The following is a 15163-nucleotide window of genomic DNA, read 5'->3' as shown; positions in this document are numbered from 1 at the left end:
TTTTAAGATTAATTCCTTGTTGAATAAAAAAAATAAACTAATGCTATCTAGTATTTCTACAATATTCTTTTTAAGCCTTAAGAAGTTAACAGCTTTCAATTACTACAAAAAGTTGGGACCATTCCCCATTACCCTCAAAAACAATAAGTTTGCTTTTATCCTAAGTGAATAGTATAAACTGCATATGCTTATTTTTAACACAAAAAATGCAACACAACTAAAAACCAATTACACATTAATTATATTATTAACCTTTAACTTTTAAACACATGAAAAAAGTTACTCTATTAATGCTGCTGTTATTCAGTTCGCTTACATTTTCACAAGTCTTTATCGACCAGCCTTTCGATGAGTCTACGAAACCCGCCGATTGGACTTACGATGGGACTTGGATAAGCAATTCCACCGTAGGCGCTTGTACTTCTGGTGCCCTAAACGGTTATGGAATCCAAGGAACTACACATGTAGTCACTACCAATACCCAAGTATCCAACGGCACAGAAATGAACATTAGTTATGACTACAATGTTGTACACAGAAATCCTAGATTTACCTTCCCTGCATATGGTGCCCCCGAAGCAAATTGGGGTTCTGTAGTAATAGACTACAGTACAAATGGTACGGATTGGACCACACTTCAAACTATTGACGATTCCAATTTCACCTATGATGGATCATGTAAATCTGCAACCTATACAATTGATGCTGCTACCCTCCCTGCAGAAACTAATTTCCAATTTAGAGCAACCTTTAATATAGTAAACGATTCTAATCAGCTATATTTTTCACTGGACAACGTATTAATAGCTCAAACGGCAACAGAGGTTCCAAATTGTGATGCTACCATAAGCTCTGAACTCACTAATGTCCCTATAGAAAACACAACCATTACATGGAATAAAGCTACAGGGATTCCTACTGGTTACAAACTAGCTGTTGGTCTAGTATCAGGAGACTATACATTTGTGGCTTCTACAGATGTAGGCAACACAACAAGTTTTACCTTCCCAGAGAACCTTGAATACTCAACTACCTATTATGTATTGATCACTCCTTACAATACCTTAGGAGATGCCACAGGTTGTGCAGTGCAAAGTTTTACAACACGTGATGCTCCATTACAAGGTGCCGCATGTAGTGACCCTATCATTATTGACATAGACTCTGGCGATTTTAGCGCTACTGGAGTAAGTCTAAACCTCTACGAAGATGACTATGACACCGCTCCATGTAACGCTGGTAGCGGTTCTTCAATGGCCGGTAATGAAATGGTATATGCTATTGCACCTATATTTGATGTTTCTGTAGATATTGCCCTCACCAACATTATCAACCAAAGAGCCAATATATATGTTTTAGATAGCTGTGTAGATGTTGCTACAGAATGTATAGCCTCTGGCGCTACAGGATACGGAAAAGATGATAATGGCTTTTTCACTAACTTGCTTCTAGAAGATGTAGTATTAATTCCTGGAAACATCTACTATATCGTAATTTCAACTGGTCAAAATTACACTGAAAACAATACCCAGTTTGATCTATCTATTACTAAAAATCCATGTATCAACCCATCCGCTACCTTAACACCCGTAGCAGACTGTGAAAATGGAAAGTATTCAGTCCAAGTGGATGTAACGTATTTTGGAGATGCCACCACTTTAACTATTAGTGATGGTGTAGAAGAGCAAACACTTGACGCCATTGGAGCAAAAACATTTGGACCTTATGACAACAGCTCTACTCAATCCTTTACCATTACATCAGATTTAGGATGTAATATCACAGAGTCTATTACTTATTACTGTCCTCCAGTTAATGACGAATGCGCCAATGCCATTGCCTTAACGCTTTCAACAGATGAAAACTGTGACAACTCTGTATCTGGTTATACATATGAAGCTACAGATTCTACTCAAGACGTATGCTTTTCTAGTTATCAAGATGTTTGGTATACCTTTACTCCGTCAGAAGACGGTTATTACCAATTTGTTGTTACTACAGATTTAAGTTCTAATAGAATTTCTGTTTTAAGCGGTAGCTGCGACACTGAATTTTCCGCTGTAGGAACCTGTGGTTCTTCATACTCTGTTATCCGCCTATTGTCAGCAGGGACACAATACTATATTCCAGTACAGAGTGTTACAGCTGCCTCGATTCCAGGAATGGATTTTACACTTTGTGTTTATAAAATGCCGGATGCTGTTGCAAACGACGAATGTAGTGCAGCTCAAGTAATAACCGAATCTGATGCCAGTGGTAGCAACACTATTACCGGTACACATGAAAATGCTTATTATTCAATGGAAATGGCAAATTGCGGTTCAGGTTTATCATCTTACTATGAAGATGTATGGTATAGCTTTACCCCTCAATATACAGGGACTTACCATATTAACCTAGATATCCTTACAGGAAGTAACGTTTTCTATAGCATGTTCAGCACTTCAGATTGCGCTTCAGTATCTACAGATAACAGAGTTACCTCAACCTGTAGTGTAAACGGAAATTCAAGTGTAGACCTTGTTGCAGGAACTACCTATTTATTGGATATTCACTCAAACAGTAATAGTGAAATTGCCACCTTCTCATTCTTTATCTACCCAGATGCTACTTTGAGCAATGCAGAGGTAAACTTTGAAGGATTTAGATACTATCCAAACCCAGTTAAAAATACGTTGACCTTTGAGTCTCCAAACGTGATTTCTTCTGTAGCTATCTATAATGTAGTAGGTCAAAAAGTATTGGCTACTGCAGGCAACAACACCATGTCTACAGTAAACATGAGTGCTTTACCTAACGGTATCTACTTTGCCAAAGTAAACATTGACGGGACAGAGAAAACCATTAAAATAATTAAAGAGTAATTAATCTATGGGCAAAAACTTCTATAAATACAGGCTACAGTTATTTTTAATTGTGTTATATCTAACCTTAAGCCTTTCCATATTTTTATGGTATATAGAATAAGTCCCATTTAATTTTAAAAAAGGCAGCCAATTAGGCTGCCTTTTTTTTGTTTATAGTCCATTTCCTCAACACACGCTTTTACCTAACAACCACAATAGCCAAGTTAATTTAAGGTTAACCCTCTTTTTAAAACTACCTCCCTAAAAATCATACTATAATTTTGAGCTTAAAGCCATAAATAATTAAATGCTTAAAACCCCTAAACCAACTAAACATTTTAAACTTATTAACCTTTAACAATTAATACTAATGAAAAAAATTACCCTTTTCTTCATGCTACTTACAGGTATGATTACCTACTCGCAAATCGAAATTAATGAAGATTTCAACTCTTATTCCACCGGCATCAAACCTACTAGTTGGTCTGGAGACTTTGAAACTACATCTAATGGCGGCAGCTACATTAACTTCATTTGTGATGAAAGATCCTTTTATACTACAAACAACACTTTATCCACAAAAACTTTTACTACTGAAAATTTATCTGAAGCGTCCAATGGTACAAATGCTACTATTAATTTTAATTACAAAATAGTTGCCCTATCAACTTCATACGAATATCAAGCACCTGCAGAAAATTGGGGAACTTTTGTTTTTGAATACACCACTAATGGCACAGATTGGACAACTATTGGAACCATTGACAGCAACAACTACACTTATGACGGTGAATGCCATGCAGCCTCATATACCATTGATGCTTCCAACCTACCTCAAGGAGCCGATTTCCAATTTAGAGGATCATTTAACTTGATGAACCGTACCGGTTCAATTTATGTTTATGCCTCTATTGACAATCTTGTCATTTCTCAAACAAATACCTTAAGCAATACAGAGGTAAACTTTGAAGGCTTCAGATACTATCCAAACCCTGTTAAAAACAATTTGACGTTTGAGTCTCCAAACATGATTTCATCTGTAGCCATCTACAATGTGGTAGGTCAAAAAGTATTTGCTACTGCTGGAAACAACACCTTGTCTACCGTAAACATGAGTGGGTTGCCAAACGGCATCTACTTTGCCAAAGTGAACATTGACGGTGCAGAGAAAACTATCAAGATTATTAAAGAGTAGTTAGTCTATGGGCAAGCATATCTATAAATACAGGTTACAGCTATTTTTAGTTGTTTTATATCTAGCCTTAAGCCTAGCCATATTTTTATGGTTTATAGCATAAATCCCCTATAACTACAAAAAAGGGCAGCCAATGGGCTGCCCTTTTTTTTTTTTTTGCAGTCAGTATTCAATAGTACGTTAGATTATGTACTTAGCAATAGTTCTCGATACAAAATACTTTTCAAGAATTTCACTCGAACTGACGTTTCTACCAACCATTAAAACCCAAACAATAATAGCCTACCGTCACTTCGAGTGATTGGTCGGCATGATAATGCTGAACAATCGTATCGAGAAGCCATTTAAACTTACATATACACCTCAAACAAACCTTAAATTATTAGCAACTCTTTAAGAGAATATCCTTTGAATTTTTATAGATTTAGAACCTAAACTTTGAAACTATGAAAAAACGATTTTTTATGGTCTTGGCATTGGCGAGTTTTGGCCTAAATGCCCAAACCAACACCGAACTTACCAAACACTTCGAAGCCTATTATAAACAAATGAAAGAACATGGGGATGTGCAAGGTGTGATTAACGCCCTAACGCATTTGGACGTGCTCAAGCCTACCCAATCCCGCAAAGACACCCTTGCCTACATTTACGTGTCCGAGGGACGCTATATGGAAGCTTTAAACACTATTGGAATTGATAAAAACCAAAACGATTCCAACCTCAACACCGAAGTAAAGGCCATTGCCCTTAAAGCCATCAACCAACCACAGCGTGCCTTAGAACACTATGAAGTCTTATTTGCTAAAGAGCCTAATCCATATTTGGCTTATGAAATTGCCGACCTTAAAATGCAGGTTCAGGATCTCGCAGGTGCAAAAACCAGTGTAGAATACGGATTGGCTAATGCCACAGATGATATGAAACGTACCTATTATGAATCTCAGCCACCTTACCAAGCTTCTTTAAAAGCAGGGTTTTTATACCTAAAAGGCATTTTGGTATTCAATGAAAATAAAGATGAAAATGTTGAAAGTGCCCTTGCTTTGTTAAACCACGCTTTGGTAGTAGACCCAAGTTTTAAATTGGCCCAATTGGCCAAGGACGCCTTGTTATCTAGACAGCCGAAGTCGTAAGAAATGAGAAACTCGCTTTGTCATTGACTGAGTCGCATCTTCGGTTTCAAAATGAAGAGGAACGAAATGAAGAATCTACTAGATTCCTCCTTCGTTGTAATGACAAATAACCTATAGTCACTTCGAGTAGGTGTTCGGAATGGAATGAAAAACAAACGTATCGAGAAGTCTTGGAGATTCATTCCTAGGTTCTCGATACAAAATCCTTTACAAAAATTTCACTTGAACTGACATGTTCGAATTACAATAAAACAAAAAAGGCGTTGGAACATCCCAACGCCTTTTTTATAAAATTTTGTTTGACTTTCGTCTTACCAAATTCTTACACGATCTTCTGGTGCCACGAACATTGGGTCGCCTTCTTTGATATCGAAAGCTTCGTAAAACGCATCGATGTTTTTCAATGGCTGTGTAGCCCTTACTTGACCTGGAGAGTGCGTATCGGTTTTGATACGGGTTCTCAAAGCATCTTCTCTCATTAAAGTTCTCCAAACTGTAGCCCAAGACATGAAGAAACGTTGCTCTGGAGTAAATCCGTCAATGTTCTCTGGTCTACCATTCTTTTCGATATCCAATTGAAGGGCAGCATAAGCTCCCAATACACCACCTAAATCTCCAATGTTTTCACCAAGAGTAAAGGCACCGTTAATGTACACGCTGTCCAAGACTTCGATAGCACTATATTGCTCTGCCAATTGGTTACCGCGCTTAGTAAACTCTTCCAAGTCTTGCTCTGTCCACCAGTTTTTAAGGTTTCCGTCACCGTCGAAACGTGATCCAGAATCATCAAAAGAGTGAGAAATTTCGTGACCAATTACAGCTCCAATACCACCGTAGTTTACAGCATCATCCGCATCGAAATTATAGAAAGGTGGTTGCAAGATAGCCGCAGGGAACACAATTTCGTTGTTCATTGGGTTGAAGTATGCATTCACTGTTTGTGGCGACATTCCCCATTCTTTCTTATCTACAGGCTCTCCAATTTCAGAAAGATTCTTTTGATTAGACCAATCTGCAACAGCCATCATGTTTTGGAAATAACCATTACCTTCTTTAACGGCCATTTTAGAATAGTCTTCCCACTCATCTGGATAAGCGATCTTGATGGTCATTTTACCCAATTTCTCAACTGCTTTTTCCTTAGTTTCGGCAGACATCCAATCCAAAGCTGTAATTCTGTTTTGGAAGGCAGTAATCACGTTACGGATCATATCTTCAGCTTTCGCCTTAGCTTCTGGTGGAAACTTGGCATCTACATACAATTTCCCTACAGCTTCACCAGCAGCGCGGTCTACAGTACCCAAAGCACGCTCGTCAGCTGGTTGCATTTGCTTAGCACCATTCAACGTTTGCTCGTAAAACTCCCAGTTAGCTCTTTCAATTCCGGTAGTTAAATACCCAGCCAAACCATCTAAAGTTTCCCAAACCATCAAAGTTTTGATATCTTCAATAGAAGTAGTCGTCAAGAAGTTTTGAACAGCAGCCATGTACTTAGGCTGCATTACGTTTACAGTATCAAGAGACTTTTCAATCCCCATATCTTTAACAAACTTAGCCCAATCGATAGCAGGAGTCATCGCTTGCAAATCGGCAAAGGTTGTTGGGTTGTTAAAGTTTCTAGCATCACGTCTTGCTACTTTATCCAATCTAGGCTCTGCCAATTGGGTTTCCATAGCCAAAATCTTGTCGGCAGCAGCTTTTGCAGTGGCTTCATCATAGTTGATGAATTGCAACATTCTAGCAATGTGCGCTACGTATTTTTGACGGATTTCTTGAGACTTCGCATCTTGATCTAAATAGTAATCACGTTGCAAACCTAAACCTCCTGGTACTACCCAAGCAATGTTCATTGAACTGTTGTTCAAATCGGCAGAGGCACCAATCCCTACAAAAGGAGCGGCAACACCTGTAGTTTTAGCATACACAGTTTGCATATCTGCCAAAGATTGGATACCGTTAATGGCCTCCAATAAAGGTTGAATTGGAGCAATTCCCGCAGCATTACGCGCTACAGTATCCAGTTCAGTTTCATAAATTAAAAGCGCCTTCTTTTGGTCGGTTCCTTCTGCATAAGTTCCCAACTCTTTAGAAGTATTCACGATTTCAAGTACATCCTGTCTTGTATCTTTTCTCAATTGTGTAAACCCTCCCCATCGTGTTTCGTCATCTGGTATTTGGGTGTTTTTCATCCAATTACCATTTACATAATTGTAAAAGTCATTCTTAGGGCTTACAGAAGGGTCCATATTCTCAAGAATGATTCCTGGAACCTTTTCTTCTGCCATAGCAGTCTCCCCAACCTTGGCTTCCTCTTTACAAGAAGTAAATGCCGCCAAACTTAGTACAGACACTGCCAATACATGTTTCATATTGGTATTCATAAATAAATAGTTAAAAAAATAGGGTTAAAATTAGTTATATAAGAAGTTTTGAAATTGCATTTGTTACATATTAACAGAACTTTATATGTTAAAATTGAAGTTCTTCCAAAAAGTTTACTCAGGTCTGCCCACATTATTGGCATCCTTTTCAAATTTTTTGTTGATTTGAAGATTAAGATTTGCCAAGGCTTCCAAAAATTCCTTGATTTCCTGAAGCAACTCTTTCTTGGACACATTATCCAATTCGGTAGCGCCGTTCAACTTTAATAGTTTTGTCTCCAAAGCAGTCACCCTTGCCTGGATCACATTGGTCTTTACTGACTCAGGAATTCCTGCCTTAAACTCTCCTACAAATACCTTCACAATAGAATCTGAACCCGCAAAAAACGACAAGTCTCCTTTTTTCAGGAAGTCGGCTTGGGTATTCAATTCGTGTAATTTTTCCCAATCGGCCACTTTGGTCTGCGAACTAGAATTGAGCATATAATCGGTAAAATCAAGAGCCTCAATATCCGTGGGAGTAATTTGGTTGGGGTCTACCTTCGTCTCGTTTACAATCACGGTTTGCGTTTCAGAATCGCCTCCGCAGGAAACCGCCAAAAAAACAGTGCAGCACAACAAGGCTGTTTTTAGAATTTGCATATTTCGTAGCTATTAACCTAATTAAAATCAGGTCACAAATATAGCGAATCTAATCTTCAGAGTACTTATGTTAAAGCACACATATATTTCAATATTCTATTTTTCGGACACTATATTCTTATTACTTTTGCAAAAAATTCAAATATCTACAGTTTATGTCATCAAAAATATTAATCATTGGCGCTTGCGGGCAAATAGGATCTGAATTAACAACGAGACTTCGTAGCATTTATGGAAACGACAATGTGATTGCCAGCGATATCAATTACAACAATCTTGATGTGGTAAACTCTGGGATATTTGAAATTGTAGATGCACAGGATTATGGATCTATCAAGATTTGTGTTGAAAAATACCAAATCGATACCATTTACCTAATGGCTGCCATGCTAAGTGCTACGGGGGAAAAATACCCAATGAAAGCTTGGGATTTGAACATGGACTCCCTATTCCATGTATTGAACTTAGCCAAAGACGGTTTTATCAAGCGTGTGTTCTGGCCTTCAAGCATTGCCGTTTTTGGTCCTACTACGCCAAAAGTAAACACGCCACAACACACGATTATGGAGCCTAGCACCGTTTATGGTATCACCAAGCAAGTTGGAGAGCGTTGGTGTGAATACTACTTCAACAAATATGGAGTTGATGTACGAAGCATCCGTTACCCTGGTATCATCAGTTGGAAAACCCTTCCTGGTGGAGGAACCACAGACTATGCTGTAGACATCTACCACAAAGCTTTGGCTGACGGGACTTATGAATGTTTCCTTTCAGAAGAAACCGAATTGCCAATGATGTTTATGGACGATGCCATTAATGCCACCGTAGACTTGATGCAAGCCGATGCCGAAAAGCTTACCATACGTTCTTCTTATAACGTTGCAGCCATTAGTTTTACTCCTGCAGTTTTGGCTGAAGAAATTAAAAAGCATCTTCCTGATTTCAGCATTTCTTACAACCCTGATTTCAGACAGGCCATTGCGGATAGCTGGCCAAAAAGCATTGACGACTCTATTGCCAGAAGCGACTGGAATTGGTCACACTCTTTCGATATGTCGAAAATGACCGAGGAAATGTTGACGAATTTGGCTAAAATCCAAAGCGAAAAAGACGCTAACTAAATAGCTCTAATTTCCATAATTTTTTCATCGAAGTCCTCTTTATAATTGGACCGAGCCTTGATGCGCGCCTTGTAGGTGTAGATTGTAGACACGGTAAGTTCCAAAAATTGAGCAATTTGGCTACTGTCCTGTATACCCAAACGGTACAGAGCAAAAATACGTAGCTCAGTATTTAACAAATCGCCACGCTTTACAGCTGTAACCTGATCTTCAGGGAAGAGCTTATTAAAGTCATCAATAAACGTTGGAAAGAGTTTCAGGAAGATTTCATCAAACTGATGGAACAGCTGTTCTCGCTCTTCCTTGACATTATAACGTTTCAAATTTGGGATGACCTCATTATGTTTTTTGGCAATCATCTTTTGGATGGTGCTCTTTTGAATGTGGTCTATTTTATTGATAAAATCTGACGTAGCATTGATAAAATACTTGATGTATTCCTGCTTAATCGCATCAGACTCACTCAAACTTTTGTTCATTTCCTGCAACTTGGCATAAGAATCGGCCATAGCCTTTCTGGACTTATTTCGAACCTGAAGCTGTTTGAAAATAATCACTAAAAACACAATAATAATTACCGAAAGAACTGTCAATAGAATAACAATGCTGGCCAATTTATTGTTTTGGCTTTCTACCTTGTTCAACTGTGCTTTTTCGATAATAGGCAGAATTTTAGATATCTCAATTTTTCGGTGTCGCGCATTATAAAAAGTAGCATCTTCCATGGCCAATCCAATATAGCGGTTGGCCTTCTCCAAATCGCCCATTTTAAACAGCTCATTGGCCAAGTTTCTGAGGGCTACCGTTTCTTTGGTAGCATGCTTCACATCGGCAATTGCCGCTAAAGCCAAATATTCAATGGCCTTTTGAGGATAGCCTTCTTCCGAGTAAATATATCCCAAACTAGAGGTAGCAATCCCATAATATTCTGATGGCAACTGGAAATTGTTAATCCAATATTTAAAGGCAAATTCGGCCCCTTCCCAATCCTGCTGTTTCATGCGCTTCAAACTCTTGGTAGCCCAATATTCGTTGGTATTGGGTTCTGCCAACTCTAAGGCCCTTTCCAAAAATTGCGTGCCTTGTTGGATGTAGTGAATGCTAAAACGTTCGTCCTTGTTATAATCGGCAAGGTCGTAGTAAGATCTGGCCTTTACAGCATAATACTGAAACTGGGAATTTCTATCCAACTCTCCAACATCAACACTATGAAGCGTATCCAAAGCCTCCTTGAACAAACCGGAAGACATTAATACAAAGCCTTCCTTGATCTTGGCCTTGTCCAATAATTGGGAGTCCTGCAACACCAAGGCCCTAGCTTTGGCCTTGTCCAAAAAATGGTATGCCGAATCGTACTTAAACGATCGGTATTCATTGAACAACTTTAAATAGGTATCGTAAAGATTGTGGTTATCCTGGCTTAGTGTATATTTTTTGACCTCATCTTTTAAAGCATCTATTGTGGCATACTTTTCTTTGATATAGAGCTCCTTTTGTCCCAACACCTCATCCAACTGCTCCAAAACCGGCAGTTCTTTTACGGTGAAAGACGCAAACATAAAACTCAAAAAAAGTAATGCAATAATTCTGTAGGCCATGCAAGTCATTTAAATCCCTCTAAGGGTTATTCAAGAAAACCTTCAAAAGGTTGGCCTAAAATACACAATTTTTAATGATACGCTCCAAAAATTGATGTTTTCACAATACAACTTTACACGATTTACTTCAAAAGAAAACCGCTATTTCTGCGGTTTCCATAAATTAATTATTTTAAAAAATGACTCATTTAAGAACTACTGCCCCTCTTTAATATAGCTCCAACCTTGTTGCTGCTTTTCTACAATTTCCAAAATCCCATCTGGAACCGTCCTTACCCCTGTAATCAAATCGGAGTCCTTGGCATTGTAACGCTTCATGGTTCCTTGGCAAATCACAAAATCGACATTGTCCTTTTTTGCTAAAGTTTCCAATTCCTCTGCCACTACAGATTTATCCTTTAACACCATTTCCATAGCCCCACTGTACATCACTACTTCAAACTTTGAATTAGGATAAGCTTGAGACATGGCCTTTACATGCCTAACCGTGGATTGATGCACCTTGGTATTTGGACTCGTAACATCAAAGACTATTTTCACAGGTGTTTGCTGTGCCAACATTACCATGGTAGATAACAGGAAGACACATGCTGCTTGAATGATTGCTTTCATAATCCTAATATTTTATTCTCCAGCGAAAATATAGCCACAGCCATTTTCTTGAGCACGACCTAAAGCCCACACTCCAGAAGGCACCAACTGAATACCCGGAAGCACTCCATTTACCCATTCCTGATAAGTTTCCTTAGGGTCTAAGCCCATCTTTATGGCTGCTGCCCCACTATACACTTGAATGGCTAGATCGCATACACAAAATAAAGCACCACGCTCCTGCAAGCGCTTGATACCTTCAATTTGTGCCATTGGAAAATCGCCTTCCTGTGGCGCATAATACGGATTTCGGGTATATGCATTACCACTGCTCATATTCACTTTAAACATGTCTCCAAAGGAATATTTCTGCCACAATTTGTCTTCCATAGCCAGAGGTATCGCATCATGACGTAGCACTGTAACTGCTGTCATTTCCTTATCCAACACCCCCATACTGTTATTACTGAGGTAATATGCCCAGTTCCAAATAATAGGAAAACCGTGATGCGGCTTAGAACCATCATATACAATGCGATGGGTTCCCTTGATATTTTTGAACCATGCCTCGGCTTCTGAAAGCTTCTTGGTATCATCCATTGGAATATTGGCATAAATAGGATTGGTAAGTACCGAAAGGGTACTTGCTGTAGCCCCAAGGGCCAGGGCCCCTAGAAATTGTCGTCTTGAATTGCTTTTGGCTGTTTTCATAATTATTTGTTTTTGGTTATGTTATGTGTGTTTTTATAGTATTCCATAATGGGCTGAAAAGGTCCCATTTGGTGTTGTTCCACAGGAAAATCATCGGCATAAGGAGGATAAGGTGTAGATACTGGTTTTTTTAGAAGATCTGGAAAATCCTTCTCGGGATTGGCTTTTTGGGGACGCGCCTGATGATTAATATAACCTGCCACATCATAGGCTTCTTCATCTGTCAATACAGGGGCATCATGTTTCGTTCCAAAAGGCATATTGGCCTTTATAAATTGAGCCGAAGTAATCACCCTAGCCATTCCTGCGCCATGATTAAAGGAATCGTCTCCCCACAAGGGCGGGTACATATAGGTATAACCGTTGGCATCCATCACTCCTTTTCCACTTGGGGTATGGCAAACCGCACAGTTTTTTGCAAACACTTGTTTACCATGCTCCAGATCGACCGCGCGATTGGGAATAAAAATCTTCACAAATCCCTGTCCTTTTATCTTCCCGTCCTCGGGCGCAAATCTGCTTAACCATTCCAAATACTTTACCAAAGCTTGCATTTCCTTGCTCTCCTCGGGAAGCATCTTACCATTCATACTACGCTCAAAACAACCATTAATACGTTCTTGAATGGTCCCCATTTTGTTTTCGCGTCCTCGGAATTGCGGAAACCGCTGAATGATTCCTATTAATGGTGCCGAATAGGCTTTGGTCCCCGAATTGAGATGGCAATTTTTACAGGCCAGCCTATTTCCTTGGTACACCATATCGGCATTTCCATTATCAGGTCCCAGGTACTTTGGGGTTTGATTGAACAATTGATACCCCAATTTTACGACGGCATCTTCTTCAGAATCACCCAAAGTAGTAGGATCGTAATTTTGGGCATAGACATCAAGTTTGGTTTCAATAGGAGCTATCAAAGGCTCTACCTCCTGTTTTCCACACCCCTTTACAAGAAGAAAAGTAATTGCACTTGTCAATACTATAACAAGACCGCAATACAAAATACTTTTATTCCTTGAACGACTAAGCTTATGTTCCGAGGGCTCACCCATGAATACGTTCTAAAAATGCAACGGGTTAAATTGTCGGTATATTTGAGACTTATAAGCAGGAAAAAATAAGGTTTGGGGTAGACTATTGGTTCACCTTTTTTAAAGATGAAAACTATTAGGAAGGGATTATGTTCTTCTAATTTACAAAAAAAGCGGTTTGTTTTACAAATTCTCCTACTTTTTAATTTGGGTCCAATTGCAATATAAAAGACAATGTACGAGGATAATAGCATTGCCTATTATCGCAAGTTTGATAGCTCAAAGTTCCTTTCCACGGAATGGATTGCTTCGGAATTTCAGCAATATAAAATTCAAGTTGCACTATTAATGTCTCTGAAAAGACTTGTAAAGGCTCCTTGACACCTATCAAGGAAATTTTATGTGGTTTGGGGAAATACATTGAAACATCAGATAATAGACTCCTTGTTTCCATGTTTAAGGTTGAAGGTATCACCCAATCCAAAACACCAGTATTAGCTTGAATATGATAGCCCTCAGTAATTAAAAATTGGAGTTGAATTGTATTTTTTCCTTTCTGAACCTGATATACCGTATCCTGAATTTGCACCCATTGGGTTTGGGCATTTGTAGACCAAGAAACACCAATGAAAAATAAAAGGAATAACTTAATGTTTTGAAAGCAGCTCATCAAGCCGTGACTTAAGAGCCAAAAGTTTGGCATCAAAATTTTTGGAATCCAAAAGCGACATAAATTGAATATTGCCTTCTGGATCTATTAACAAATTAGAAGCCAACATCACCTCATCCCTAGCCAAATCCGGCAATACCCCTTCAGGGGCAAAACTTGCTGCTACAGCGCCATCTTCGTCCAACAATACGGGAAATGGAAAATCAAACCGATCCTGTAACTTTTCCTGCACCAAAGTCTGAGGCTCTTTTACATCAATAATTAAAACCTTTACATTTTTGGAGGCATACTCATTGGCCAACTCTACCAAATAAGGCGCTTCGGCATTACAAAATGGACACCAAGTAGTGGCGATATGCAATACCAAATAACTTCCTTTATAAGAAGCCATTTCAACTGTATTGCCTTTTAAGTCCTTAAGAGTGAAATCAGGGGCAGTTGTACCCACAAAAGAAGACTCCTTTTGTTGGGCTTGGAGAGATACCATGCAAAAGAAAAATATCCCCCAATAAATCATTAATCGTTTCATAAGCTATTGATTTACAGGAGCCTCACAAAGTTACTCAATTTATGCAAACTACCGTAAATCAATAGCCAAACACCTCTAAACAAGTTTCATTTCCATTTTTTAGAAGAAATGCTAATGCTTTTTACCCTTGCCTTTTGATTGCTTTTTACCTGCGCCCTTACCCTTTTTGGAATTGGCACTGTTCTTAAGCTGATGGAACTCTGCCGAGCCTGGCTTGATTCCCATTTGTTTGGCAATATAGCCCCACCCTTTGCTTTTATGGGTTTCATAGCAAACTAGCACATCATTTAATGGTTTTCGCGTGATTTTTGCAATTTCGAGCGCCAAATACACTTCACCAAAACCCATATTCAAATTGCCCGTCATATATTCAATGCTCTTTTCAGACACATTGTAAGACAATTTCATATCGGTTTTAAAGGCTCCAAAATCGGCACTCGCACGTGCATTGATGGTATTTAAGTCGGTATCTAATTGCACACTGCCAGTTTTGAAAGAAATTTGGGCAGTGGCAGAAAAGAAGCTGAAAGCCAGCATCCACATACATAACTGTTTCATAAGTAGGTTTTATTGGTTATAAATTATTCAAATGTCCATTAGGTGTTGGGGCACCTAAAAGACGTGTACAATATAACCAAATTTCTTACACATGAACATATTTATGCCTGGCACCCTAGAATGACTACAGCATCCCTATGCAAAACACCTATGGAAA

Annotated in this window: 13 protein-coding genes; 4 read left to right on the top strand and 9 right to left on the bottom strand. The window is 38.8% G+C overall.

From position 1 onward, the window contains the following. Positions 1-269 precede the first annotated feature (269 nt). The 3 genes from BKM32_RS05335 (at position 270) to BKM32_RS05325 (ending at position 5174) form a co-directional block, all read left to right on the top strand. On the top strand, positions 270-2864 hold the full coding sequence (locus BKM32_RS05335; RefSeq protein WP_083702096.1) for a T9SS type A sorting domain-containing protein: 2595 nt from the start codon (positions 270-272) through the stop codon (positions 2862-2864). A 352-nt stretch (positions 2865-3216) separates the two neighbouring features. Continuing rightward, positions 3217-4041 (top strand): T9SS type A sorting domain-containing protein, encoded by an 825-nt coding sequence (locus BKM32_RS05330; protein WP_076662845.1) that lies wholly within the window; start codon positions 3217-3219, stop codon positions 4039-4041. Positions 4042-4487: 446 nt separating this feature from the next. Next, a complete protein-coding gene (locus tag BKM32_RS05325; protein WP_053976790.1) occupies positions 4488-5174 on the top strand; it encodes a M48 family metallopeptidase in 687 nt (228 codons plus the stop codon). 311 nt (positions 5175-5485) lie between these two features. Here the strand turns inward: BKM32_RS05325 and BKM32_RS05320 are convergent, their stop codons facing one another. Further along, positions 5486-7555, bottom strand: coding sequence for a M13 family metallopeptidase (locus BKM32_RS05320; protein WP_076662844.1), 2070 nt, complete (start codon positions 7553-7555; stop codon positions 5486-5488). Positions 7556-7669: 114 nt separating this feature from the next. Continuing rightward, positions 7670-8197 carry a hypothetical protein gene (locus tag BKM32_RS05315; protein ID WP_076662843.1) on the bottom strand — a complete coding sequence of 176 codons (528 nt, stop codon included), beginning with the start codon at positions 8195-8197 and terminating at the stop codon, positions 7670-7672. Between the two features lie 155 nt (positions 8198-8352). Between BKM32_RS05315 and BKM32_RS05310 the strand changes: the two genes are divergently transcribed. Beyond that, positions 8353-9318 carry an NAD-dependent epimerase/dehydratase family protein gene (locus BKM32_RS05310; RefSeq protein ID WP_076662842.1) on the top strand — a complete coding sequence of 322 codons (966 nt, stop codon included), beginning with the start codon at positions 8353-8355 and terminating at the stop codon, positions 9316-9318. On the opposite strand, the gene BKM32_RS05305 is transcribed toward BKM32_RS05310, so the two are convergent. The 7 genes from BKM32_RS05305 to BKM32_RS05275 form a co-directional block, all read right to left on the bottom strand. Next, on the bottom strand, positions 9315-10916 hold the full coding sequence (locus BKM32_RS05305) for a DUF6377 domain-containing protein (protein WP_076663063.1): 1602 nt from the start codon (positions 10914-10916) through the stop codon (positions 9315-9317). The two genes, BKM32_RS05310 and BKM32_RS05305, sit on opposite strands and share 4 nt — an antisense overlap. A gap of 195 nt (positions 10917-11111) precedes the next feature. Continuing rightward, a complete protein-coding gene (locus BKM32_RS05300; protein ID WP_053976785.1) occupies positions 11112-11528 on the bottom strand; it encodes a DsrE family protein in 417 nt (138 codons plus the stop codon). A 12-nt stretch (positions 11529-11540) separates the two neighbouring features. Further along, on the bottom strand, positions 11541-12218 hold the full coding sequence (locus tag BKM32_RS05295; RefSeq protein ID WP_053976784.1) for a Tat (twin-arginine translocation) pathway signal sequence containing protein: 678 nt from the start codon (positions 12216-12218) through the stop codon (positions 11541-11543). Between the two features lie 2 nt (positions 12219-12220). Beyond that, positions 12221-13135, bottom strand: coding sequence for a c-type cytochrome (locus BKM32_RS05290; RefSeq protein WP_253187419.1), 915 nt, complete (start codon positions 13133-13135; stop codon positions 12221-12223). 316 nt (positions 13136-13451) lie between these two features. Next, complete coding sequence (locus tag BKM32_RS05285; protein WP_076662840.1) at positions 13452-13919, bottom strand: protein-disulfide reductase DsbD domain-containing protein; 468 nt, start codon at positions 13917-13919, stop codon at positions 13452-13454. Next, entirely contained in the window at positions 13897-14448 is a 552-nt protein-coding gene (locus tag BKM32_RS05280) for a peroxiredoxin (protein ID WP_083702094.1), read from the bottom strand. The genes BKM32_RS05285 and BKM32_RS05280 overlap by 23 nt, the downstream gene beginning before the upstream one ends. Positions 14449-14559: 111 nt before the next feature. Further along, complete coding sequence (locus tag BKM32_RS05275; protein WP_123812066.1) at positions 14560-15006, bottom strand: hypothetical protein; 447 nt, start codon at positions 15004-15006, stop codon at positions 14560-14562. Between the last annotated feature and the right edge of the window lie 157 nt (positions 15007-15163).

Origin of the sequence: Mangrovimonas sp. DI 80 (genome assembly GCF_001975575.1) — a bacterium.
Classification (GTDB): domain Bacteria; phylum Bacteroidota; class Bacteroidia; order Flavobacteriales; family Flavobacteriaceae; genus Mangrovimonas_A; species Mangrovimonas_A xylaniphaga.
This window is presented reverse-complemented; position numbering and strand designations above follow the sequence as displayed.

Excerpts from the sequence above, each read along its gene's own strand:
- BKM32_RS05305 (WP_076663063.1), bottom strand. The coding sequence starts at position 10,916 with ATGGCCTACAGAATTATTGCATTACTTTTTTTGAGTTTTATGTTTGCG.
- BKM32_RS05300 (WP_053976785.1), bottom strand. The coding sequence starts at position 11,528 with ATGAAAGCAATCATTCAAGCAGCATGTGTCTTCCTGTTATCTACCATG.
- BKM32_RS05285 (WP_076662840.1), bottom strand. The coding sequence starts at position 13,919 with ATGAGCTGCTTTCAAAACATTAAGTTATTCCTTTTATTTTTCATTGGT.
- BKM32_RS05295 (WP_053976784.1), bottom strand. The coding sequence starts at position 12,218 with ATGAAAACAGCCAAAAGCAATTCAAGACGACAATTTCTAGGGGCCCTG.
- BKM32_RS05315 (WP_076662843.1), bottom strand. The coding sequence starts at position 8,197 with ATGCAAATTCTAAAAACAGCCTTGTTGTGCTGCACTGTTTTTTTGGCG.
- BKM32_RS05275 (WP_123812066.1), bottom strand. The coding sequence starts at position 15,006 with ATGAAACAGTTATGTATGTGGATGCTGGCTTTCAGCTTCTTTTCTGCC.
- BKM32_RS05310 (WP_076662842.1), top strand. The coding sequence starts at position 8,353 with ATGTCATCAAAAATATTAATCATTGGCGCTTGCGGGCAAATAGGATCT.
- BKM32_RS05335 (WP_083702096.1), top strand. The coding sequence starts at position 270 with ATGAAAAAAGTTACTCTATTAATGCTGCTGTTATTCAGTTCGCTTACA.
- BKM32_RS05325 (WP_053976790.1), top strand. The coding sequence starts at position 4,488 with ATGAAAAAACGATTTTTTATGGTCTTGGCATTGGCGAGTTTTGGCCTA.
- BKM32_RS05320 (WP_076662844.1), bottom strand. The coding sequence starts at position 7,555 with ATGAATACCAATATGAAACATGTATTGGCAGTGTCTGTACTAAGTTTG.
- BKM32_RS05280 (WP_083702094.1), bottom strand. The coding sequence starts at position 14,448 with ATGAAACGATTAATGATTTATTGGGGGATATTTTTCTTTTGCATGGTA.
- BKM32_RS05330 (WP_076662845.1), top strand. The coding sequence starts at position 3,217 with ATGAAAAAAATTACCCTTTTCTTCATGCTACTTACAGGTATGATTACC.